The 20,411-nt window shown below is 71.3% G+C and carries 22 protein-coding genes; 10 read left to right on the top strand and 12 right to left on the bottom strand.

What is annotated here, in order from left to right; translation table 11 throughout:
• Positions 1-13 precede the first annotated feature (13 nt).
• Positions 14-2,080, top strand: coding sequence for a prolyl oligopeptidase family serine peptidase (locus ACFSC0_RS09140; protein WP_377283250.1), 2,067 nt, complete (start codon positions 14-16; stop codon positions 2,078-2,080).
• Positions 2,081-2,140: 60 nt separating this feature from the next.
• Here the strand turns inward: ACFSC0_RS09140 and ACFSC0_RS09135 are convergent, their stop codons facing one another.
• From ACFSC0_RS09135 to pdxR, 5 genes are all read right to left on the bottom strand, one after another.
• A complete protein-coding gene (locus ACFSC0_RS09135) occupies positions 2,141-2,632 on the bottom strand; it encodes a hypothetical protein (protein WP_377283251.1) in 492 nt (163 codons plus the stop codon).
• Positions 2,633-2,671: 39 nt separating this feature from the next.
• The gene (locus ACFSC0_RS09130) at positions 2,672-3,229 is read right to left on the bottom strand and encodes a PadR family transcriptional regulator (RefSeq protein ID WP_377283252.1); all 558 of its coding nucleotides are present in this window, start codon (positions 3,227-3,229) and stop codon (positions 2,672-2,674) included.
• A 229-nt stretch (positions 3,230-3,458) separates the two neighbouring features.
• Complete coding sequence (locus ACFSC0_RS09125) at positions 3,459-3,845, bottom strand: hypothetical protein (RefSeq protein ID WP_377283253.1); 387 nt, start codon at positions 3,843-3,845, stop codon at positions 3,459-3,461.
• Between the two features lie 96 nt (positions 3,846-3,941).
• Positions 3,942-4,835 (bottom strand): hydrogen peroxide-inducible genes activator, encoded by an 894-nt coding sequence (locus ACFSC0_RS09120; protein WP_377283254.1) that lies wholly within the window; start codon positions 4,833-4,835, stop codon positions 3,942-3,944.
• A gap of 68 nt (positions 4,836-4,903) precedes the next feature.
• A complete protein-coding gene (gene pdxR / locus ACFSC0_RS09115; RefSeq protein WP_377283255.1) occupies positions 4,904-6,466 on the bottom strand; it encodes a MocR-like pyridoxine biosynthesis transcription factor PdxR in 1,563 nt (520 codons plus the stop codon).
• Between the two features lie 82 nt (positions 6,467-6,548).
• Between pdxR and ACFSC0_RS09110 the strand changes: the two genes are divergently transcribed.
• Complete coding sequence (locus ACFSC0_RS09110) at positions 6,549-7,259, top strand: pyridoxamine 5'-phosphate oxidase family protein (protein ID WP_377283256.1); 711 nt, start codon at positions 6,549-6,551, stop codon at positions 7,257-7,259.
• Here ACFSC0_RS09110 and ACFSC0_RS09105 read toward each other — a convergent pair.
• Positions 7,232-7,753, bottom strand: coding sequence for an SRPBCC family protein (locus ACFSC0_RS09105; protein WP_377283257.1), 522 nt, complete (start codon positions 7,751-7,753; stop codon positions 7,232-7,234). The two genes, ACFSC0_RS09110 and ACFSC0_RS09105, sit on opposite strands and share 28 nt — an antisense overlap.
• 61 nt (positions 7,754-7,814) lie before the next feature.
• Positions 7,815-8,678: a glutamate racemase gene (locus ACFSC0_RS09100; RefSeq protein ID WP_377283258.1), complete on the bottom strand. Its 864-nt coding sequence runs from the start codon at positions 8,676-8,678 to the stop codon at positions 7,815-7,817.
• Between the two features lie 547 nt (positions 8,679-9,225).
• On the opposite strand from ACFSC0_RS09100, the gene ffh reads away from it, so the two are divergent.
• From ffh to rimM, 3 genes are read left to right on the top strand one after another with little or no spacing between them, the layout of a single operon-like run.
• Positions 9,226-10,737 (top strand): signal recognition particle protein, encoded by a 1,512-nt coding sequence (ffh, locus tag ACFSC0_RS09095; protein ID WP_377283259.1) that lies wholly within the window; start codon positions 9,226-9,228, stop codon positions 10,735-10,737.
• Positions 10,738-10,753: 16 nt separating this feature from the next.
• Entirely contained in the window at positions 10,754-11,290 is a 537-nt protein-coding gene (gene rpsP / locus ACFSC0_RS09090; protein WP_377283260.1) for a 30S ribosomal protein S16, read from the top strand.
• A 9-nt stretch (positions 11,291-11,299) separates the two neighbouring features.
• Positions 11,300-11,806, top strand: a complete 507-nt coding sequence (gene rimM, locus ACFSC0_RS09085) for a ribosome maturation factor RimM (RefSeq protein WP_377283261.1) — start codon at positions 11,300-11,302, stop codon at positions 11,804-11,806.
• Between the two features lie 94 nt (positions 11,807-11,900).
• Here rimM and ACFSC0_RS09080 read toward each other — a convergent pair whose 3' ends face one another.
• Together ACFSC0_RS09080 and tesB are read right to left on the bottom strand one after the other, a co-directional pair.
• Positions 11,901-12,173, bottom strand: coding sequence for a hypothetical protein (locus ACFSC0_RS09080; RefSeq protein ID WP_377283262.1), 273 nt, complete (start codon positions 12,171-12,173; stop codon positions 11,901-11,903).
• Between the two features lie 76 nt (positions 12,174-12,249).
• Entirely contained in the window at positions 12,250-13,113 is an 864-nt protein-coding gene (gene tesB, locus ACFSC0_RS09075; RefSeq protein WP_377283263.1) for an acyl-CoA thioesterase II, read from the bottom strand.
• 127 nt (positions 13,114-13,240) lie between these two features.
• On the opposite strand from tesB, the gene ACFSC0_RS09070 reads away from it, so the two are divergent.
• A complete protein-coding gene (locus ACFSC0_RS09070; RefSeq protein WP_377283264.1) occupies positions 13,241-13,900 on the top strand; it encodes a hypothetical protein in 660 nt (219 codons plus the stop codon).
• Between the two features lie 4 nt (positions 13,901-13,904).
• On the opposite strand, the gene ACFSC0_RS09065 is transcribed toward ACFSC0_RS09070, so the two are convergent.
• Complete coding sequence (locus tag ACFSC0_RS09065) at positions 13,905-14,408, bottom strand: MotA/TolQ/ExbB proton channel family protein (RefSeq protein WP_377283265.1); 504 nt, start codon at positions 14,406-14,408, stop codon at positions 13,905-13,907.
• Positions 14,409-14,525: 117 nt separating this feature from the next.
• Here ACFSC0_RS09065 and trmD point away from each other — a divergent pair, with 117 nt between their 5' ends.
• The 3 genes from trmD to ACFSC0_RS09050 all read left to right on the top strand — a co-directional run bounded on the left by trmD (position 14,526) and on the right by ACFSC0_RS09050 (position 17,499).
• Complete coding sequence (gene trmD / locus ACFSC0_RS09060) at positions 14,526-15,236, top strand: tRNA (guanosine(37)-N1)-methyltransferase TrmD (protein ID WP_377283266.1); 711 nt, start codon at positions 14,526-14,528, stop codon at positions 15,234-15,236.
• A gap of 26 nt (positions 15,237-15,262) precedes the next feature.
• Positions 15,263-15,664 carry a 50S ribosomal protein L19 gene (gene rplS, locus ACFSC0_RS09055; protein ID WP_377283267.1) on the top strand — a complete coding sequence of 134 codons (402 nt, stop codon included), beginning with the start codon at positions 15,263-15,265 and terminating at the stop codon, positions 15,662-15,664.
• Positions 15,665-15,915: 251 nt separating this feature from the next.
• Positions 15,916-17,499 (top strand): carboxylesterase/lipase family protein, encoded by a 1,584-nt coding sequence (locus tag ACFSC0_RS09050; protein ID WP_377283268.1) that lies wholly within the window; start codon positions 15,916-15,918, stop codon positions 17,497-17,499.
• A 66-nt stretch (positions 17,500-17,565) separates the two neighbouring features.
• Here the strand turns inward: ACFSC0_RS09050 and ACFSC0_RS09045 are convergent, their stop codons facing one another.
• Together ACFSC0_RS09045 and ACFSC0_RS09040 are read right to left on the bottom strand one after the other, a co-directional pair.
• The gene (locus ACFSC0_RS09045; RefSeq protein ID WP_377283269.1) at positions 17,566-17,961 is read right to left on the bottom strand and encodes a GFA family protein; all 396 of its coding nucleotides are present in this window, start codon (positions 17,959-17,961) and stop codon (positions 17,566-17,568) included.
• The gene (locus tag ACFSC0_RS09040; RefSeq protein ID WP_377283270.1) at positions 17,958-18,863 is read right to left on the bottom strand and encodes a LysR family transcriptional regulator; all 906 of its coding nucleotides are present in this window, start codon (positions 18,861-18,863) and stop codon (positions 17,958-17,960) included. The genes ACFSC0_RS09045 and ACFSC0_RS09040 overlap by 4 nt, the downstream gene beginning before the upstream one ends.
• A gap of 137 nt (positions 18,864-19,000) precedes the next feature.
• Between ACFSC0_RS09040 and leuC the strand changes: the two genes are divergently transcribed.
• On the top strand, positions 19,001-20,410 hold the full coding sequence (gene leuC / locus ACFSC0_RS09035) for a 3-isopropylmalate dehydratase large subunit (RefSeq protein WP_377283321.1): 1,410 nt from the start codon (positions 19,001-19,003) through the stop codon (positions 20,408-20,410).
• Position 20,411: the final 1 nt, after the last annotated feature.

Genomic DNA, 20,411 nt, shown 5'->3' with positions numbered 1-20,411 from the left:
CTATCAAGCCCGCATGAAGTCAGTTATTTCGGGCCTGGCCGCCCTCATGCTCACCGCCGGAGCCGCCTCGGCCCAGGACGATCCCTTCGCCTGGCTGGAGGAGGTCGACAGCCCCAGGGCCATGGAATGGGTCCAGGCCCAGAACGCCAAGGCGCGGGCGAGGCTAGAGGGTGATGCGCGCTACCAGACCTATCTCGCCGAGGCCCGGGCGATCTTCACCGCCAAGGACCGGATCCCGATCCCGCGCCTGCGGGCCGGCGGGGTGGACAACCTGTGGCAGGACGAGGCCCACCCGCACGGGCTGTGGCGGCACGCCAGCCTTTCCTCCTACAGGAGCGCCGAGCCGCAGTGGCGGACGCTGCTGGACATCGACGCACTCGCCAAGGCGGAGGGCCGCAACTGGTTCTTCCACGGCGCGGACTGCCTGAAGCCCGCCGAGACCCGCTGCCTCGTGCGGCTGTCGGACGGCGGCGGCGATGCGGTGGAGATCCGCGAGTTCGACGCGGCCGCGGGGCGGTTCGTGGGCGGCGGCTTCCGCTTTCCCGAGGGCAAGCAGGACGCCGAGTGGCTGGACGCCGACACGCTGATCGTCGGCCGCGAGTGGACCACGGGCGAAGTCACCACCTCCGGCTATCCGTACGTGCTGAAGTCCGTCCGCCGCGACGGGACCGCCACCGAGGTGTTCCGGGGCGAGAAGACCGACGTCTCGGCCAGCGCCATCATGCTGCGCGGCGAGGGCGGGACGGTGGACGCGGTGCTGGTCAACCGCGGCGTCACCTTCTTCGAGAGCGAGTACAGCCTGCTGACCGAGGCCGGGCCGCTGAAGCTGCCGCTGCCGCGCAAGGCGAGCTATCAGGCCTACGTGGACGGCCGGGCGGTCTTCACCCTGCAGGAGCCGTTCGACGGCTTCTCCGCCGGCGCCCTGGTCGGCCTGCCGATCGCCGAGTTCAAGCGGAACCCCACGTCGGCGAAGCTGGAGCTGATCTTCCAGCCGAACGCGCGGCAGGCGATCACCGAGACGGCTGAGACCAAGGGCGCGCTCGTCGTGGCCCTGCTGGACGAGGTGAAGGGCGCCGTCGACGTCTGGCGGCGCGAGGGCGGCCGCTGGGCCTCGAAGCGCCTGCCGCTGCCGAAGGACGCCTCGGTCGACCTGGTCAGCGCCTCGTCCAAGGACGAGACGCTGTTCGTGATGACGGAGGGCTTCCTCTCGCCCGACGCCCTGTGGCTGGCGGACGCCGGCGCCGCCCGCGCCGAGACGGTGAAGACCCTGCCGGCCAGGTTCGATGCTGCGCAGCATCGGGTGCAGCAGTTCTGGGCGACCAGCGCCGACGGGACCAAGATCCCCTACTTCGTCGTCTCCCGTAGGGACCTGAAGCTGGACGGCGCCACGCCCACGCTGATGTACGGCTACGGGGGCTTCGAGGTCGCCGAGACGCCCGCCTACCGGCCCGAGCTCGGCAAGATCTGGCTGGAGCGGGGCGGCGCCTATGTGCTGGCCAACATCCGCGGCGGCGGCGAGTTCGGCCCGGCTTGGCACCAGGCAGCCCTGCGCGAGAACCGACAGCGGGCGTTCGACGACTTCGCGGCCGTGGCCAAGGACATCATCGCCAGGAAGATCACCTCGCCCCGGCGCCTCGGCATCTACGGCCGCTCCAACGGCGGGGTTCTGACCAGCGTCTCGATGACCCAGAACCCGCAGCTCTGGGGCGCGGTGGTGATCGAGAGCCCGCTGATCGACATGCTGCGCTACCACCGGCTGCCGGCCGGCGCGTCCTGGATCGGCGAGTACGGCGACCCGGAGGTCCCGGAGGACCGCGCCTTCATCGCCCGCTACTCCGCCTACCAGCTGCTGAAGCCGGGCGTGGACTACCCCGAGCCCTACATCACGACGAACACCCGCGACGACCGGGTTCACCCCGGGCACGCGCGCAAGTTCGCCGCGCGGCTGGAGGCGCTCGGCGCACCCTACGTCTATTTCGAGAACACCTTCGGCGGTCACGCCAACGCCACCGACCCCGAGCTCAACGCCCAGCGCTGGGCCCGGCACTACGTCTACCTGACACAGAAGCTGATGGATTGACCCGTCATCCCGGGCGGGTCCCGGCTCTTCGCTTCGCGGCGGCCGGGACGACGGAGAAGGTCATTCCGCCGCCGGCGTGAACGCCTGCTTGCAGAGCTCCTCGCCGAAGGCGTCGGAGAGCTGCTCCTCGGCCTCGCCCATGACCACCACGGCGAAGCGGCCGCCGACGATGGTCTTGCCGACCTTGTAGTCGGCGACGACCTTGCCGGTGGCCACGTCCACCAGCCGGGCCGAGCCGCGCAACACGTTGGAGCCGGCGACCACGGCGGTGACCACGGGATTGGCCTTATCGAGCCGCTCGAGCTCGGCCTCCAGGCGCAGGGGCCGGGCGCCGGTGGCGCAGGCGTCGAGCCTGGCCTGGACTCTGCTCTTGAAGATGTCGTCGAAGCCCGGCGTGACCGTCAGCGCGTCCGAGCGGGTCAGGCGGATCTCCGAGACCCGGCTGCCCTGGGCGAGGTCGGCCGAGAGCGGGGCCACCGCCTCGGAGCGGGACATGCTCACGCAGCCCGATAGGGCGACGGCGGCGAGGGCGAGCGCAAGGTGAAGCTTCATAACGGCGTCATACGACGCCGTGCGGCCGGCGCGCCAGGGTCAGATCCGCTCGACCTTGGCGGCGGCCTCGTCGAGGGCGGCGGCGATGGCCTCGATCTGGCCCTCCGAGATCGGGCCGTTGGAGAGGCGAAGGCGCAGGGCTGTCTTGAGGTTCTCCATGGCCCGCAGGACCTTGGGCGAAGACAGCGCCGAGGCGGCGGCGGCCTCGTTCAGGCGGGCGAAGATGGCCTCGACCATCGGCCGCTGCTGCTCCAGCGCCGCGCCGCCCGCGTCCGTGACCTCGAACCGCTTGCGGCCCGATTCCCCGCCCGCCGGACGGATCAGGCCCTCGTCCTCGAGCATGGCCAGGGTGGGGTAGACCACGCCCGGGCTCGGCCGATAGGCGCCGCCGGTGCGCTCTTCCAGCTCGCGCATCAGCTCGTAGCCGTGACTCGGCTTCTCGGCGATCAGCGCCAGCAGGACGTGCCGCAGGTCGCCGTGCTCGAACATCCGCCCGAGCCGCCCGCCGCGGCGGCCGCGGTGATGGCCCGGCCCGGCGTGGCCGAACGGGAACCGCGACCAGCGGGCCCGATGGTGATGATGGTGCATGTGTCTCATTGTCGATCCTATTTCGATGTATCGATAAGTTTAGATATATCGAGAATAGATCGGATGCAAGTCCCCCCTCCCTCCCCTTCATGGGGAGGGTGGCGGCGAGCGAAGCGAGACGACGGGTGGGGGAGTCTCGGGCTCGGCGATGCTGGATTGCCCAGCGCCTGACAGCTCGACACTCCCCCACCCCGGTCGGCTTTCGCCGACTCGACCCTCCCCTGAAGGGGAGGGAGGGTTACGCCGTCGCCTGCGCCGTCCGCTTCAGGCCGACGATCTGCAGCTCGGCGAAGACGCCGACGGCGACCGCCTGGACGATGACGAAGGCGTAGCCGAGGGCGGTGGGCGAGGTTGCGGCGAGGACCGCCACCGAGCCGATCACCCACAGGACGTTGATGGCGACGATCGCCTTGACGCCCAGGCGCGGGATGTCGCGGCGGGTCGCGACCGCCAGCACCATCAGCACGAAGGGGACGAGCACGACGCCGGCTTCGAGGAGGAGGGCCGGGGAAAGGCCCGTGAGTTCGGCGACCGCCGCCGGCGCGGCGATCATCAGGGCGGCCGAGCCGAAGCTGGCGATGGCGTCGGCGAAGAGGACGCGGCGGAGGAAGGTGACGGGGGTCATGGGCGGGATCTCCAGGTTGGGCGCCCCGCTCGTGGGGCTGACCGTGATCCTGGCGATCGGGCGGGGGCGGGTCGATTACGCCCCAGGTAATGGGCCTCAGGCGCCCTTCAGCGTCTCGGCCAGCAGCTTGCCGTCGGCGGCCCGGCTGGAGCCGGCGCGCCAGGCGACGACGATCTCGCGCCTGGGATCCTCGGCCGCGATCGGCCGCACCGAGATCGGCGCGGTCTCGGCCAGGCCCGCGTCCACCGCCATGCCGGGCAGGAAGGTCACGCCCAGGCCCGAGCCCACCATCTGCACCAGGGTCGGCAGCGAGGTCGCGGCGAAGGCCTCCTCGCCGTCGGCCTTGCGCGGCCGAAGCCCGCAGGCGGCCAGGGCGTGCTCGCGCAGGCAATGGCCGTCCTCCAGCAGGATGAGGTCCTCCTGCTCCAGGTCCGAGGGGCGGGTGCGGGGCTCGGCGGCCAGCCGGTGGTTGGCCGGGAAGGCCGCGTAGAGCTCATCGTCCGAGACGTGCGCCCAGGCCAGGCCGGTGACGTCGTAAGGCAGCGCGATCAGCGCCGCGTCCAGGTGCCCGGCGCGCAGCGCATTGACCAGCCGCTGGGTCAGGTCCTCGCGCAGGAACAGGCGCAGCTTGGGGAAGCGCTGGCGCAGCAGAGGCAGCGCCTTGGGCAACAGGAAGGGGGCGATGGTCGGGATGACGCCCAGGCGGAACCGCCCGGTCAGCGGCTGGCCGGCGTTGCGCGCCGCCTCCACCAGCTCCTCGGCCTCGTTGAGGATGGTGCGGGCCCGGGCCAGGGCCTCCTGGCCGACCGGCGTCAGGATCACCCCCGAGCGCGCCCGGTCGACCACCGAGGCGCCGAGGATCTTCTCCAGCTCCTGGATGCCGGCCGACAGGGTGGGCTGGGTGACGTGCGCCGCCTCGGCCGCCTTGCTGAACGAGCCCTGCTCGGCGAGGAGCTTCAGGTAGCTGAGCTGTCGGAGCGTCGGAAGCATGGACGGAAGATAGGCTCATTCTATGTCATTTCCAGAGACAATCGATTAGCCCTCTCGATCGGCCGCGCCTATCTAGTCCTCACTCTCCCAGAGAGGCGGCGCGAGGCATCGCCATCGTCAGCGTCGCCGTCCGGGGGCGCGCAATCCTCCCCTAGCCCCAGCGCGCCCCCGGACCCCCCGCTCCAGGCGGCCGCGAGCCGCTCCACCCCCGCCGCCATCGCCGAGACCGGAAAGCCCGAAAAGCCGAGCAGCACGCCGGGCCTTGGCGGCGCCTTGCGGTAGAGGCGGCTGATGGCCCGCGCGCTGAGCCCTGCGCGCGCGGCGGCGAGCTCCGCCTCCAGGTCCGAGCGGCCGTCCCGGAAATAGGCGATCAGCTGCATGCCCTGGTCGGGGCGGGTGATCTCCAGCGCATCGCCGAAACGGCGGACCAGCGCCTGGGCCAGCGCGTCCCGCTGGCGCCCGTAGGCCACGCGGCGGCGGCGGATGTGGGCCGCGAACTCGCCGCTCTCCATGAAGTCGAGCAGCACGGCCTGGGTCAGGCTGGAGGGCTGCCGGTCGGTCAGGTGGCGTTCGACGCTGAGCGCCTTCAGGAGCGGCCGCGGGGCGACCATGTAGCCCATGCGCAGGCCCGGGAAGAGCGCCTTGTTGAGGGTGCCGACGTAGATCACCCGCTCGCCGCCATCGAGGCCCTGGAGCGAGGGGAGCGGCGGTCCGGAGTAGCGGAACTCCGAGGCGTAGTCGTCCTCCACCACGAAGGCGCCCGCCTGGCGCGCCCAGGCCAGCAGCTCCAGCCGCCGGGCCATCGAGAGGGTCACGCCCAGAGGGAACTGATGCGAGGGGGTGACGAAGGCCATCTTCGCGTCCGGCGCTGCCGCGACGCCCGCCGCCACGTCGATGCCCGACCCGTCCACGGGGATCGGGTGCAGCTCGGCCCCGAGTTGGCCGAGCGCGTGCCAGGTCGGGTCGTAGCAGGGATCCTCCAGCCAGACGGGATCGCCCGGCCGGACCAGCAGCCGGGCGGCCAGGTCCACGGCGTGCTGGGCGCCGGCGGTGACGATCACCTGGTCGGGCTCGCAGACGACCCCGCGGGCGGCCCGCAGGTAGTCGGCGATCGCCGCCCGCAGCCGCGGATCGCCGCGGGCGTCGGAATAGCCGAAGTGGACGGGCCCCAGCGTCCGCAGCGCCCGCCGGCTCGCCCGCGACCAGGCGTCCAGCGCCCGCTCGTCCATCAGCGTCCGGCCGTTGGAGAAGGGCCGGGCCTCCGGCGGCGCCTCGGGAAGGTCGAAGGCCTCCAGGGCGCCGACCCGGTCCGGCAGGGCCGGCGGCGCAGCAGCCCGGGGCGCCCGCCGGGCGGGCCGCAACTCGAGCACTCCGGAGAGGTCCTGCGAGACGTAGGTGCCCGAGCCGGCGCGGCCCTCGGCGTAGCCCTCCCCCACCAGCCGCTCGTAGGCGGCCACCACCGAGGCCCGCGCGACGCCCAGCCGGCGCGCCAGGTCGCGGCTGGACGGCAGCCGGCCGCCGGGCCTCAGCGCGCCCGAGTGGATCGCCTCGCGCAGCTGCTCGTACACGCGATGGATGCGCGGCTCGCCCGGGGCCGGCGCCTCCCAGGGGTAGATCTCGGCCCAGCTCATGTGGTCTGCTCTTCGCGCGAGAATTGGATCTGTCCAGCAGACCACGCACGGCCTAGCTCTCCAAGCCGAAAGGAGACCGGCCATGTCCGAGACCCCCGCCCCATCGCCCCGCACGCGGCTGCGCCGCCGGCCCGAGCGCGGCCGGTACGACGAGGCGAGCCTGTTCGCCGTGCTCGACGCCGCGCTGGTGGCCCACATCGGCTACCTGGACGAGGACCAGCCGATGGTGACCCCAACCACCTTCTGGCGGGAGGGGCGGACGCTCTACTGGCACGGCGCCGCGGCGAGTCGGATCCTGGCCAGGAGCGGCTCGGGCGCGCCGGTCTGCGTGACGGTCACCCTGCTGGACGGGCTGATCGTCGGCCGCTCGGGAATCAAGCACTCCGTGAACTACCGCTCGGCCATGGTCTTCGGGAGGGCGCGACTGGTGACCGGGCTGGAGGCCAAGCGGGCGGCGATGGCGGCGTTCCTGGAGCGTCTCTATCCCGGGCGCACGCTCGAGCTGCGGCCATCGAGCGACGTCGAGCTCGCCCAGATCGTCGTCGCCGAGATGGAGATCGCCGAGGCCTCGGTGAAGGTGAAGGCGGGCGGGCCGCTGCCCTATGCGCCGGACGAGGGCTGGCCCGCCTGGACCGGCGTGATCCCGATCGAGACGCGCATCGGCGCGCCTCAGCCCGATCCGGACCTCGGCGTCCGCGCGCCGGGACGGGGCCTTTCGCCCTACCGCGAGGGCGCGCGGCTGGACGAGGCGCTCGCGGCGGCGGCTCAGTCCGGCTTGCCTGTCTCGGCGTAGCGCTCGAAGCGGGCCAGCGCGGCGCCGAGCACCTGGTCGACGGGCCCGGACATGGCCGCCGCCATCTTCGGCCGGGCGCCGCCCACGTGCAGCGTCTGGACGACCTCGGACCCGCCCTCCGCCGGCTTGATGGTGAGGGTGAAGGCGGCGGCGACGCCCTCCTCCTGCAGGGGGCCGAGCGGCGCATCGAGCCGGAGCGCCTGGCCGGGCAGCGCCATCACCACCACGCCGTGCTGAACCCCGCCCGCCCCGACCGTCTCGCAGAAGCAGCCGCCCGGCTTGAGCTCCAGGGTCAGGTTCTCGGCCTTGCCGGAGTAGGTGTGCTCAGGATCCCACCAGCGGCCGATCTCGCCGATCGCCTGGTAGACCCGCTCCGGCGGGGCGGCGACCTGCACGGTGTGCCGCGTCCGGAACCCGCCCTCGCTGCGCTCCACCACCTCCGCGCCGGCCGGACTTGCGGCCAGCAGGGCCGCGGCCGCGATGATCGTGCGCATGGGCGCGCCTCCCCTGATGTTCAGGCGCAGGCTGCCGCAGGACGGCGGGCGGGGGAAGCGCTCAGGCCGGTTCGCGCGCGGCCTCGAAGTTCAGCGGTGCGCCCCAGAAGGTCTCGACCAGCTGGTGCTGGGCGCCCGGCTTGCCGGTCGTGATGAAGCGGCGCAGGCCGTTGGAGCCGGGGTCGAACTCCGGGTGGCGCTCGAGGTAGGCGGCGAGGGCGTCGGCGGTGGCCTGCGGCTGGTGGATCAGCGGCGTGCCGGGCGGCAGCGCCGCGCGGAACATGTCGGCGACGATCTCGTAGTGGGTGCAGCCGAGGATGGCCCGGTCCGGCGGGCGGCCGATGCGGGTGGTGATGGCCTTCACATGGCCTTCGATGGTCTGGGCCAGCTCGACGGCCGAGGCGCCGGTCTCGATCATCCGGGCCAGCTCGGGGCAGGGCTCGGAGAACACCGCCACGTCCTGACGGCGCTTGTCGATCTCGATCTCGTAGACCCGGCTGCGGGCGGTGGCGGGCGTCGAGAACACCGCCAGGATGTCCACCTTCTCCACCTTCTCCGGCAGGCGGTCGGCCTCGTGCTCCCAGGGCAGGCCCGTGGCCGCCTCGATGGTCGGGACAATGATCCCCAGCACATTGACCTTGCGACCGGTCTCCTTGCGGTAGCCGGGCAGCCAGGTCTGCTGCAGCCGCCGCAGCGCCACGCCCGCGGCCGTGTTGCAGGCCAGCACGACGAGGTCGCAGCCCTCGGCGAACAGCCGCTCGCAGCCGGCCCGGGTAAGATCCACGATCTCCTCCCCTCCGCGCCCGCCGTAGGGGGTGTTGGCCTGGTCGGCCAGGTAGACGAAGTCGGCGGCGGGGAACCGCTCGACCAGCTTGTGGTGCACGGTCAGCCCGCCCACCCCGGAATCGAAGACGCCGATGGCCATGGACTCGACTTAGCGGGGGTCGGGGCAGGCGTCCATGCGGCGTTCCCTCCCCTTCAGGGGAGGGTGGTCCCGAAGGGACCGGGTGGGGGAGTGAGGGTCATCCCAGGCGCCAGACGCCGTGCACCCTGCAGCGCTGCAATTGACACGAAGACCACGAAGATCACGAAGGGCACGAAGAGCCGGGCCGATCAGGCCCGGCCGTCTGAATGTCGCCTGCGGTGACGAGGGGCGGTGCGCCTTCGTGCCCTTCGTGTCCTTTGTGATCTTCGTGTCGAAAGGGGCTGATCGGCAGGCTCCATGCCGGCGGGAGACTTCCCCACCCGTCCGCTTCGCTTCGCTCGCGGCCACCCTCCCCATGAAGGGGAGGGAAGTGATTTCCTTGACCTTTCCGCCCCACGAGCGCATAAGCGCGCCCTTCCGGCGCAACCTCGGTCAGCGCCCTCCACCGCCACGACCCCCATGCCTATATGGGACGAGGGCGGCGAGGCCCCCCGTCGACGTGATCGTCCACGGGGGTCGATCGCGTTTGGGCCATAGGAGTTAGAGCTTGTTCGAAGCGCTATCGGATCGTCTGACAGGGGTGTTCGACCGGCTTTCCGGCCGCGGCGTCCTGTCGGAGAAGGATATCGACGAGGCCATGCGGGAGGTGCGGATCGCCCTCCTGGAGGCCGACGTCGCCCTGCCCGTGGTGCGCGAGTTCATCGCCAAGGCCAAGGAGCGGGCGACCGGCGAGGCGGTGATCCGCTCGGTCCGGCCCGCCGACCAGGTGATCAAGATCACCTACGACGGCCTGGTGGAGATGCTGGGCGGCGACGAGGTCGAGGGGCTGAACCTCGCGCTCAACCCGCCCACCATCATCATGATGGCCGGCCTGCAGGGCTCGGGTAAGACCACCACCGCCGGCAAGCTCGCCCTGCGGCTTTCCAAGGACCGCAAGAAGGTCCTGCTGGCCTCGCTCGACACCCGCCGCCCGGCCGCCATGGAGCAGCTGGCGATGCTGGCGAAGCAGGCCGGCGTCGAGTCCCTGCCCATCGTGCCCGGCCAGTCGGCGCCGGACATCGCCCGCCGGGCGATGCAGTCGGCCAAGCTGCAGGGCTACGACGTCCTGATCCTCGACACCGCCGGCCGCACGACGCTGGACGAGGCGATGATGAGCGAGGCGGCCGAGATCGCCCGCATCTCGAACCCGTCCGAGACCCTGCTGGTCGCCGACGCCCTGACCGGCCAGGACGCGGTGCGCACCGCCAAGGCCTTCCACGAGCGCCTGCCGCTGACCGGTCTCGTGCTGACCCGCGCCGACGGCGACGGGCGCGGCGGCGCGGCGCTCTCGATGCGCGCCGTCACCGGCCTGCCGATCAAGTTCCTCGGCGTCTCGGAGAAGATCGACGGCCTCGACGCCTTCGACGCCCGCCGCGTGGCCGGCCGGATCCTCGGCCAGGGCGACGTGGTGGCTCTCGTCGAGAAGGCCGCCCAGGACATCGACATCGCCCAGGCCGAGGTCATGGCCAGGAAGCTGGCCAAGGGCCAGTTCGACCTCGACATGATGGCCGCCCAGCTCTCCCAGATGAAGAAGATGGGCGGCATGGAAGGGGTCATGGGCCTGCTGCCCGGCGTCCAGAAGGTGAAGAAGCAGCTCGCCGAGGCGAACGTCTCCGACAAGATGCTGGACCGTCAGGCGGCGATCATCTCGTCCATGACCAAGGCCGAGCGGAAGAAGCCCGACATCCTGCAGGCCTCGCGCAAGCGCCGCATCGCCAAGGGCGCCGGCGTCGACGTCGCCGAGGTCAACCGCCTGCTGAAGCAGCACCGCCAGATGGCCGACGTGATGAAGGCCATGACCAAGAACGGCGGCAAGGGCCTGGCCCAGATGGCCAAGGCCCTCGGCGGCCCGGGCGGCATGGACCAGCTCAAGGCGCTGGGCGGCGGCAAGATGCCGAGCCCCGAAGAGATCGAAAAGGCCGCCGGCCAGCTGCCGGGCCTCGGCGGCCCCGGCGGCCTCAAGCTTCCCGGCCTGGGCGGCGGCGCGCTGCCGCCCGGCTTCAACCCGTTCAAGAAATAACCTCTAAGGACCAACGATGCTGAAGATCCGTCTGACCCGCGGGGGCGCCAAGAAGCGGCCCTACTACTCGATCGTCATCGCCGACAGCCATTCGCCGCGCGACGGCCGCTTCATCGAGAAGGTGGGCAGCTACAACCCGCTCCTGAAGCGCGACGACCCGAACCGGGTCGCGCTGAAGGTCGAGCGGATCCAGGAGTGGCTGAAGAAGGGCGCCCAGCCCACCGACCGCGTCGCCCGCTTCCTGGCCAGCGAAGGCCTGGTGAAGTGGCAGGCCGGCAACAACCCGAAGAAGGCCGAGCCGGGCACGAAGGCCAAGGAACGGGCCGAAGAGCGCGCCCAGCGCGAGGCCGACCGCGCCGCCGCGGCCGCCGAAGCCGCCGCCAACCCGCCGGCCGCCGAGGAGGCCCCGGCCGAGGCCGCCGCTCCGGCTGAAGAAGCTCCCGCCGCCGAGGCTGCGGCCGAGGACGCCGGCCAGCCGGCCGCCGAGGACGCTGTCGAAGCCGAGGCCGGCGAGGCTGCCGAGCAGGCCGCCGACGACGAGGCGAAGTCCTAAGGACCGGCGATGACGCAGCGCCTGATCCTCGTCGGCCGGGTGGCCGGCGCCTTCGGGGTGAAGGGCGAGCTGCGCATCACCAGCTATACCGAGGACCCGATGGCGCTCGTCCGCTATCGGGTCCTCTTGCGTCAGGACGGGACCCAGGCCCTGACCCTGACCGGCGGCCGGCCGGTGAAGGGCGGGCTCGTCGCCCGGGCCGAGGAGGTCCCCACGCGGGAGGCCGCCGAGGCCCTGCGCGGCCTTCGCCTGCACGTGACCCGGGAGGCGCTGCCCCCGCCCGAGGACGAGGACGAGTTCTACCTCGCCGACCTGATCGGGCTTTCCGCCGAGACGGCGGAGGGAGAGCTGCTGGGCCGGATCAAGTCCGTCCACGACTTCGGCGCCGGCGACCTCCTGGAGATCCAGCCGCCCGACGGCGCCACCTGGTGGCTGCCGTTCACGAAGGACGCGGTCCCCGAAGTGCGCCTCGCAGACGGCAAGATCATCGCCGTGCGCCCCGAAGAGACCGAGTAGGCCCTTCCCTCCCCTTCAGGGGAGGGAACGCAGACAGCAGAACGCCCCCGGCGGTCGGCCGGGGGCGCTGCATAAACTCCGGTCCGAGACGAGCCTAGTCGGCCTTGCCGGCTTCCTGCTCGACGGCGTCGGCCTTGGCGGCGCCGGCTTCCTCGACCTGGTCGGCCTTCTGCTCCAGAGCCTCGGCGGTGGCTTCCTTGCCGGCGTCGGCCGCAGCGTCCGCCTGCTGCTCGATGGCGTCCGTCGTGGCCTCGGTCTGGGCCTCGATGGCGTCGGCCTTCTCTTCAGCCGCCTGGTCCTGAGGGCTGTTGCAGGCGGCGAGCGAAAGTGCGGCGACGGCCGCGAAGACGGTGGTGGCGATGCGCATGGTCAGGTCCTCCCTGGATTACCTGTGACGAAGCGCACGAACCCGTGAAATGGTTCAGCTGGAACCGAAAAAAGACTCAGGCCTTCGGCTGCCGCTGACGCATCAGCCCTTCCTGGGCCACCGAGGCCACCAGGTTCCCGTCCTTGTCGTAGATCGAGCCGCGCACGAACCCGCGCCCGCCGGAGGCCGAGGGGCTGTCCTGGGCGTAGAGGTGCCAGTCGTTGAAGTTGGACGGCTTGTGGAACCACATGGCGTGGTCGAGGCTGGCCGACTGCAGGCCCGGCGTTTGCCAGCCCACCCGGTGCGGGCGCATGGCGGTCGACAGCAGGTTCATGTCCGAGGCGTAGGCCAGCACGACCTGGTGCATGTGCGGATCGTCGCCGATCGGCTCGCGGGCGCGGATCCAGACGTTGCTGTTGGGCTCGGCGTTCTCCGGCGGCGTCCAGCCGAAGCTGTCGCGGCCGCGCATCTCGATGGGCCGGGGGCGGCTCATCATCTTGCGCATCGGCTCGGGGAGCTTCTCGAGCTGCTTCTTCTGGGCGGTCAGCTCGTCGTCCAGCTCGTCCGGACCGGGCACGGACGGCATCGGGAACTGGTGCTCGTAGCCCTGCTCCACGTCCTGGAACGAGGCGGCCAGGTTGAAGATCTGCTGGCCGCGCTGGATCGCCACCACCCGGCGGGTCGTGAAGCTGCCGCCGTCGCGCGAGCGGTCGACCTCGAACAGGATCGGGATGGTCGGATCGCCCGGCCGGATGAAGTAGCAGTGCAGCGAATGGCAGACCCGGTCCTCGACGGTCTCGTAGGCCGCCAGCAGCGACTGGGCGATGACCTGGCCGCCGAAGATCCGCCCGGGGCCCTCGTTCGGGCTGGTCCCGCGGAACAGGTTCACCTCGATGCGCTCCAGCGCGAGCGTCTCGACGAGTCTTTCGGGCAGGTCCATGGCCTAGATCTTTGCTGCACTTGCGAAGGCGCGTGCTCTAGCCTCTGGACGCAAGCTCGGCAAGACGGCGCCAGGTCTCCACGCCGGCTGCATCAGGCCTGCGCATCGCGCGCTCACCCTGGCCGGCATGACCGCCTATCAACGCACGAAACGGATGAAGGGGCTCTCGCGGACGGACCAGGTCTGGTTCGGCGCGTGGCTGCTGACGGGACTGGCGCTCTACGTCTTCCAGGACGAGATCATCTTCGGTCTCTTCGTCCTCGCGATCCCGATCTACCTCCTGCACCTGTTCGTCGGAGTCGGCCTGTTGCTGGTCTGGGCCACGCGCCCGCTGCGGGATCATTGGGCTCCCTTCTGGCCGGCGCTGATGATGCTGGGCGCAGGCGGTGGACTGATCGCGGCGGCGCCGGACCTCGGCCATGGCGGCGCCTGGATCCGATTCCTCCTCGAGCGTCCGAGGTACGAGAGGATCGTCGCGCAGGCGAACGACCACACGCTGCAGGGCAGGGACCACGAGTGGGGCGTCGAGGGCGAACAGTCCGGGGTGCACTTTCGCTCTGACTTTGGCCCGCCGGTGCGCGTCGCCTTCGAGTGGCACAACGGCATCGGCGACTGGGTCGGCCTGGTCTGGGACCCGACCGACGCGGTGGCCGGCGCCGGCGACTGGCGAGGCCCGGACGGCCGGCTGAGAAGCCATGCGCCGCCGCGGGCGGCGTCGCTGTTCGGCGGCGGGCTGGCCTCGTGCCGGCCGCTGCGCGACCACTACTACCGCTGCGGGTTCAGCTGAGCGGCTACTCCGCCGCCGCCAGCGCCGTGCCCGCCCCGCGCCACATGTCCACCCGCCCTTCCAGATGGCGGCGCAGGGTGGTGGCCACCGCGGAGGCGAACAGGCCCAGGAAGACGGAAAGCAGCACCTCGGCGAAGCCGGGCGCGATCATCGCGAGCGGCGGCGTCGGACGCAGGTTCGCCAGCGCCAGGCTGGACATCAGCAGGGTGTAGGCGCCGGCCGCCAGGCCGAAGAGGGGCGCGGCTCCCGCCACCGCCTTCAGGAAGGCCTGCCGGGCGGGCGTGTTCTCCAGCCGGCCCTTGCGGATCCGCGCCAGCTCCAGCGCCCAGACCACGATGGCGGCGAGGGTGGCGGCGATCAGCCCGGCCATCACCAGCTGCACCTCTATGGCGGCGTCGGCGAACACGCCGCCAAGCGTCAGGGGATTTTGGACCGCCTGTTGGGCCGCGGCGGGGCTGGCGGCGAGCAGCGCCGCCGCCGAGGCCAGGGCGAGTCTGAAAGGAGTCATCGGGGCGCTTCCTTATTATGCCTGTAAACCGACGATGAGATTACGCGTGTAACCCTGACGGTCAAGCGCCGGTTCCGCAGGCCTTGACGCCGGCCGCTTCGGACCGTCACTGGCGCCATGCCGTTCGACGCCACCATCCTGACCATGTTCCCCGAGGCCTTTCCCGGCCCGCTCGGGGTGTCGCTGATCGGCACGGCCTGGCGCGAACAGGGGCTCTGGACGCTGGAAACGGTGGACATTCGCGCCTTTTCCAAGGATAAGCGCGGCTTCCTCGACGACACCCCTGCGGGTGGCGGTCCGGGGCAGGTCATGCGGGCGGACGTCATCGCGGCTGCGCTGGACAGCGTGGAGCTGCGCGGGCGGCCGCTTTTGTACATGAGCGCCCGGGGCAAGCCGCTGACGCAGGAGAGGGTCCGCGAGTGGGCGAAGGGGCCGGGCCTCATCGTCCTTTGCGGGCGGTTCGAAGGGGTCGACCAGCGGGTGCTCGACGCCCGCGGGTTCGAGGAGGTCGCCGTCGGCGATGCGGTGCTGGCCGGCGGCGAGGCCGCCGCGCTGGTGACGGTTGAGGCGTGCGTAAGGCTCGTGCCCGGCGTTCTTGGGCAGGCGCAGAGTTTGAGCGAGGAGAGTTTCGAGGACGGGCTCCTCGAGCATCCGCAGTACACGAGACCGCGGACGTTCGAAGGGCGCGAAATACCCGAGGTGCTCCTGTCGGGGCATCACGCGGACATCGCCAAGTGGCGGCGTTCGCAGCGGGAGATCACCACGCGGGAGCGGCGGCCGGACCTCTGGGCGGCGCATCTCGCCAATCAACAGGCAAAGGGCGAGTAAAGCCCAGTACTCAAGGACGTGAAGACATGAACATCATCCAGCAACTCGAGAAGGAAGAGGCCGACCGCCTCCTCCAGACCCGCCGCGTGCCGGAATTCGGGCCTGGCGACACGGTGCGCGTGAACGTGCGCATCAAGGAAGGCGAACGCGAGCGCGTGCAGGCCTACGAAGGCGTCTGCATCGGCCGCCAGGGCTCGGGCATCAACGAGAGCTTCACCGTCCGCAAGATCAGCTTCGGCGAAGGCGTCGAGCGGGTCTTCCCGGTGCTGTCGCCGATGATCGAGAGCATCGAGGTCAAGCGCCGCGGCGTCGTCCGCCGGGCCAAGCTCTACTACCTGCGCGACCGCCGCGGTAAGTCGGCCCGGATCGCCGAGCGCGCCATGACCGCCGCGTCCAAGGACGAGCCGACCGAGACGCCGGAAGCCTAAGGCTTCCCCACCGGCCGCCCACTCCGGCGAAAGCCGGGGCCCATGCGACCGTTCCGCCGCCTTGCAGTCCGGCCCCCGGCTCCGGCCGGGATGAGCGGGCCTGCTCGGCCTCGGCGCCGCCGCCGCTTCGCCGCCTTCCTCGTGGCGGAGCGGCGTCGACCCGACCTGCGCCTTACCAAAAATTAATCTGCGATCTGCATCCGCGGCCGCCCCTCGCGGCCTCCTCAAGGCAAAGCTTGAAGGAGGGCGCCATGAGGTCTGTGCTGGCCGGACTGATCCTGTCGCTGGTCTGCGCGGGCGCTGCGGCGGCGGCGCCAGCGTCTCCCGACCGCTTGCGGATACGGACCGCCCAGGGCGAAGTCGTCGGAACCGAGCAGGACGGCGTACGAACCTTCAGGGCCATCCCCTACGCCGCCCCGCCCGTCGGCGCCCTGCGCTGGCGGCCCCCGCAACCGCCGGCGCCATGGAGCGGGGTCCGCCCCGCGACCGCTTTCGGCCCGCCCTGCCCCTCCGTCGACGTCGCCTGGATCGCCAGGGGCCGGCGGGTGGCGGCCGGCGGGTTCGACATCTTCCTCGACGTGCCGACCCAGCCGGGCGCGAGCGAGGACTGCCTGCACCTCAACATCTGGGCGCCGGTCCGGGCGAAGCGGGCGGCGGTGATGGTCTGGCTCCAGCCGCTCGGGGCGGCCTCGGCGCCCCAGTTCGACGGGGCCGCCTTCGCCCGCGACGGGGTGGTGTTCGTCAATTTCGACTACCGCCAGCTCACCCTCGGCAACTTCGCCCATCCGGCGCTGACCCGCGAGGCCGGGCCGAACGAGCCCTTGGGACGGTTCCAGACCCTCGACCAGATGGCTGCGCTGCGCTGGGTGAAGCAGAACATCGAAGCGTTCGGCGGAGATCCGGACAACGTCACCATCTTCGGCCTCTCCGCCGGCGGCGCCTCCACACTGCAGCTGCTCACCCTCCCCGAGGCGAAGGGGTTGTTCGACAAGGCCATCGTGCAGTCCGGCGTCGGCTGGTGGACGCCCCTGACGCTGACGCAAATGGAGCGGGTCGGGAGCTGGATGGCTGCACAGGCGGGGCTGCCCGGCGGCGCGGCGACCGCCGAAGCGCTTCGGGCGCTGTCGCCGGACCAGCTGCCGCACCTGGGGGCCTACAGCATCGACGGACGCTTCCAGCGAGAGAACGCCACCGACGCCATCGCCGCCGGTCGCCTCGCGGACGTGCCGCTGCTGATCGGCTGGACGGACTTCGACGGCTCCTCGTTGCGCAGCATGGCGCCGGCGGCCTACACCGAACAGGCCCCGCCCGAGCTGAGGGCCGCCTACGCTGACGAAGGGAAGGTCGGCGCCGACCTCGGGTACCAGATGTACACCGACGCCCATGTGGGCGCGCCTGCGCGCTGGATCGCCCGGCAGGCGGCTGACGGGGCCCCGAGCTACCTCTACCTCTTCACCTACGTTCGCACGGCGATGCGCGGGAAGGTGCGCGGCGCGGCGCACGGCGACGAGCTGTCGTACGTTTTCGACACCTGGGAGAAGACCTATCCGAACCTCGTGCTCAGCGAGGAAGACCGTGCGGCGACGCGGATGGTGCACGCCTGCTGGGTCAGCTTCGCCAAGACGGGCAAGCCACGCTGCCCCGGCGCCCCCGACTGGCCCCGATATACGGCCAAGGACGATCGCCTGATGGAGCTCGGCGTCACGCCGCGAGTGCTGCAGGGCTTCCGGAAGACCCAGCTGGATGCTCAGGAGGCGGCCTGGCGCACCGGTCGGGCGGCCGCCGCGCAGGCTGTGGAGGAGGCGGTCCGCAAGCTCGAGACGGGCGGGTTCTGAGCAGCGCCAGGCCCGAACCGAGGCCCGAAGCGACAGCTGGTCCCCGTACGGCGGCGCGCTCTGCGCTCAACCCGGCGGCCGCTCCTCGTACTGCGGCAGCCCGTCGTCCAGCACGATCCAGGCGCGTCTCGAACCCACGAAGATGTGGCACTCGGGCGCGAGCGCATCCGGATCGTCCAGGGTGGCCAGCGAGACGCCGATCCGCGGCGGGGCGTCGTTGGGCGCCGAGAACATCGGCGTGCCGCACCGCGCGCACGATCGCCGCTGGATCCGCTCAGAGGTCGGCCAGCTGGTCGTATCGCCGGTCCAGGCGAAGTCCTCCGCGCGGAACAGCGCCCGCGCGAAGAAGGGCGCGCCGGTCGCCCGCTGGCACAGGGTGCAGTGGCAGATACGCACGTTGATCGGCTCGCCCGCCGCCCGCCAGCGCACCTGCCCGCACAGGCAGCCACCCTGGTAGCTCACGGCTGGTTCTCGGCCACGAAGGCCTTCAGCCGCTCGGCGAGGTGGTCGCTCATCAGCCGCATGCGACGGCTGGCCTTCAGGCTCTCGTGCATGCAGATCCACACCTCCAGCTGGAACGAGAAGGCGTTCGGCAGGATCTGCACGAGGCCTTCCCGGCGCGCCAGCCCGTGGGTGGTCGCCCCGACGCCGAGACCGGCGCGGACGGCCGCGAGCTGAGCGAGCTGGTTGTCTGTCTTGAAGGTGAAGAGGTCCCGATTGATCGGCCGGCCGATGTCGATCGTGTCGATGATCGACTTGGGGTCGATCCGGTCGAAGCCGATCAGCGTGTGCCCGTCGGCCAGGTCGTCGAGGTCGGTCGGAAGACCCTTGCGCTGCACATAGCCCGGGGTGGCGTAGAAGCCGAAGTGGATGGCGCCGATCCGCCGGGCCACCAGCGCGGACTGAGTGGGCCTCGCCATCCGGATGGCGATGTCGGCCTCGCGCCGCATCAGATCCTCGAGCTCATTGGAGACCACCAGCTCCACCTCGACGTCGGGGTGGACGTCCATAAAGTCCTTCAGGATCGGAGGCAGCACCTCGACCGCGAGGACCTCGCTGGCCGTCAGGCGCACGCAGCCCGCCGAGCCGTCGGCCGGGCCGGTGGCGTCGCGTAGGGCCGCGCCCACCGTGGCGGCCATCTCGTCGAGGTGCGGCGCGAGCGCCAGGGCCAGCTCGGTCGGCTGCAGGCCCCGCGGCGAGCGGAGGAAGAGGGCGCCCCCCAGCTTCTGCTCCAGCGCCTCGATGTGGCGGCCGAGGGTCGGCTGGGTGAGGCCGCGGGCGCGGGCCGCGCCGGAGAAGCTGCCGGCCTGGAGGACGGCGTGCAGGCTCTGGAACAGGTCCCAGTCGGCGGCGGCGTTGGCCATGCGCGGATGAATACCCTCTTCGCAGAACGGTGCAATTCCGTTGCAGGTAAGGGCTCGGCTTCCGAAGCGCCAGTATGGCCGGCGGCGAAACGCCTCCCGCCTTTGACCTTCTCCTCTGCGATGTCTACATGCCGCCCATGGCCGGCAAGACGCTCTACGACAAGATTTGGGACGCCCACCTGGTCGCCGAACAGGACGGCGAGGCGATCCTCTACATCGACCTGCACCTGATCCACGAGGTGACCACCCCGCAGGCGTTCGCCGGCCTTCGCACCAACCATCGCGCCGTCCGCCGCCCCGACCGCACGCTGGCCGTCGCCGACCACAACGTGCCGACCGAGGGCCAGGGCCTGGGCGTGGCCGCCGTGGCCGACGAGGAGGCGCGCCTGCAGCTCCAGACCCTGGAGCGCAACGTGAAGGACTACGGCATCGAGTTCTTCCCGATGGGCGACGTGCGCAACGGCATCGTCCACGTGGTGGGCCCCGAGCAGGGCCGCACTCAGCCGGGCATGACCATCGTCTGCGGCGATTCCCACACCTCCACCCACGGCGCGTTCGGGGCCCTCGCGCAGGGCATCGGCACTTCCGAGGTGGAGCATGTGCTGGCCACCCAGACGCTGCGCCAGAAGAAGTCCAAGAACATGCGGGTGACCATCGAGGGAACCCCCGCGCCGGGCGTCGGGGCCAAGGACTTCGCCCTGGCCGTCATCGGCGAGATCGGCACCGCCGGCGGCACCGGCTATGTGATCGAATACGCCGGCGAGGCGGTCCGGGCGCTGTCGATGGAAGGGCGGATGACGCTCTGCAACCTGACCATCGAGGCCGGCGCCCGGGCGGGCCTGGTCGCCCCCGACGAGACCACCTTCGACTACCTGAGGGGTCGTCCCGCCGCGCCCAAGGGCGGCGCCTGGGAGATGGCGGTCGACTACTGGAAGAGCCTGGTGTCGGACCCCGACGCCGTCTTCGATCGCGAGGTCCGCATCGATGCGGCCAGCATCGCGCCGCTGGTCACCTGGGGCACCAGCCCCGAGGACGTGATCAGCATCGAGCAGGCGACGCCCTCGCCGGACGCGTTCGCGACCCCCGACAAGCGGGCCGCCGTCGAGCGGGCCCTGGAGTACATGGGCCTGAAGGCCGGCCAGCCGATCACCGAGGCGAAGATCGACGTCGTCTTCATCGGCTCGTGCACCAACAGCCGCATCGAAGACCTGCGGGCCGCGGCCAAGATCGTCGAGGGCCGCAAGGTCGCTCCGCACGTCCGCGCCATGGTGGTCCCCGGCTCCGGCCTGGTGAAGGCCCAGGCGGAGGAAGAGGGGCTGGACGAGATCTTCAAGGCCGCCGGCTTCGACTGGCGCGAGCCGGGCTGCTCCATGTGCCTGGGCATGAACCCGGACCGCCTGGCGCCCGGCGAGCGCTGCGCCTCCACCTCGAACCGCAATTTCGAGGGCCGGCAGGGCCGCGGCGGGCGCACCCACCTGATGAGCCCGCCCATGGCCGCCGCCGCCGCCATCGCGGGCCACATCGCCGACGTGCGCGAGTTCATCTAGG

The sequence above is a fragment of the Phenylobacterium terrae genome (genome assembly GCF_042681205.1).
Taxonomy (GTDB): Bacteria; Pseudomonadota; Alphaproteobacteria; order Caulobacterales; family Caulobacteraceae; genus Phenylobacterium; species Phenylobacterium terrae.
The sequence above is the reverse complement of the archived record's forward strand: the minus strand, read 5'-3'. Positions and strand labels throughout refer to the sequence as shown.

Coding starts and splice junctions, on each gene's coding strand:
- ACFSC0_RS09140 (WP_377283250.1), top strand. CDS start 14: ATGAAGTCAGTTATTTCGGGCCTGGCCGCCCTCATGCTCACCGCCGGA.
- ACFSC0_RS09135 (WP_377283251.1), bottom strand. CDS start 2,632: ATGAAGCTTCACCTTGCGCTCGCCCTCGCCGCCGTCGCCCTATCGGGC.
- ACFSC0_RS09130 (WP_377283252.1), bottom strand. CDS start 3,229: ATGAGACACATGCACCATCATCACCATCGGGCCCGCTGGTCGCGGTTC.
- ACFSC0_RS09125 (WP_377283253.1), bottom strand. CDS start 3,845: ATGACCCCCGTCACCTTCCTCCGCCGCGTCCTCTTCGCCGACGCCATC.
- ACFSC0_RS09120 (WP_377283254.1), bottom strand. CDS start 4,835: ATGCTTCCGACGCTCCGACAGCTCAGCTACCTGAAGCTCCTCGCCGAG.
- pdxR (WP_377283255.1), bottom strand. CDS start 6,466: ATGAGCTGGGCCGAGATCTACCCCTGGGAGGCGCCGGCCCCGGGCGAG.
- ACFSC0_RS09110 (WP_377283256.1), top strand. CDS start 6,549: ATGTCCGAGACCCCCGCCCCATCGCCCCGCACGCGGCTGCGCCGCCGG.
- ACFSC0_RS09105 (WP_377283257.1), bottom strand. CDS start 7,753: ATGCGCACGATCATCGCGGCCGCGGCCCTGCTGGCCGCAAGTCCGGCC.
- ACFSC0_RS09100 (WP_377283258.1), bottom strand. CDS start 8,678: ATGGCCATCGGCGTCTTCGATTCCGGGGTGGGCGGGCTGACCGTGCAC.
- rpsP (WP_377283260.1), top strand. CDS start 10,754: ATGCTGAAGATCCGTCTGACCCGCGGGGGCGCCAAGAAGCGGCCCTAC.
- rimM (WP_377283261.1), top strand. CDS start 11,300: ATGACGCAGCGCCTGATCCTCGTCGGCCGGGTGGCCGGCGCCTTCGGG.
- ACFSC0_RS09080 (WP_377283262.1), bottom strand. CDS start 12,173: ATGCGCATCGCCACCACCGTCTTCGCGGCCGTCGCCGCACTTTCGCTC.
- tesB (WP_377283263.1), bottom strand. CDS start 13,113: ATGGACCTGCCCGAAAGACTCGTCGAGACGCTCGCGCTGGAGCGCATC.
- ACFSC0_RS09070 (WP_377283264.1), top strand. CDS start 13,241: ATGACCGCCTATCAACGCACGAAACGGATGAAGGGGCTCTCGCGGACG.
- ACFSC0_RS09065 (WP_377283265.1), bottom strand. CDS start 14,408: ATGACTCCTTTCAGACTCGCCCTGGCCTCGGCGGCGGCGCTGCTCGCC.
- trmD (WP_377283266.1), top strand. CDS start 14,526: ATGCCGTTCGACGCCACCATCCTGACCATGTTCCCCGAGGCCTTTCCC.
- rplS (WP_377283267.1), top strand. CDS start 15,263: ATGAACATCATCCAGCAACTCGAGAAGGAAGAGGCCGACCGCCTCCTC.
- ACFSC0_RS09050 (WP_377283268.1), top strand. CDS start 15,916: ATGAGGTCTGTGCTGGCCGGACTGATCCTGTCGCTGGTCTGCGCGGGC.
- ACFSC0_RS09040 (WP_377283270.1), bottom strand. CDS start 18,863: ATGGCCAACGCCGCCGCCGACTGGGACCTGTTCCAGAGCCTGCACGCC.
- leuC (WP_377283321.1), top strand. CDS start 19,001: ATGGCCGGCAAGACGCTCTACGACAAGATTTGGGACGCCCACCTGGTC.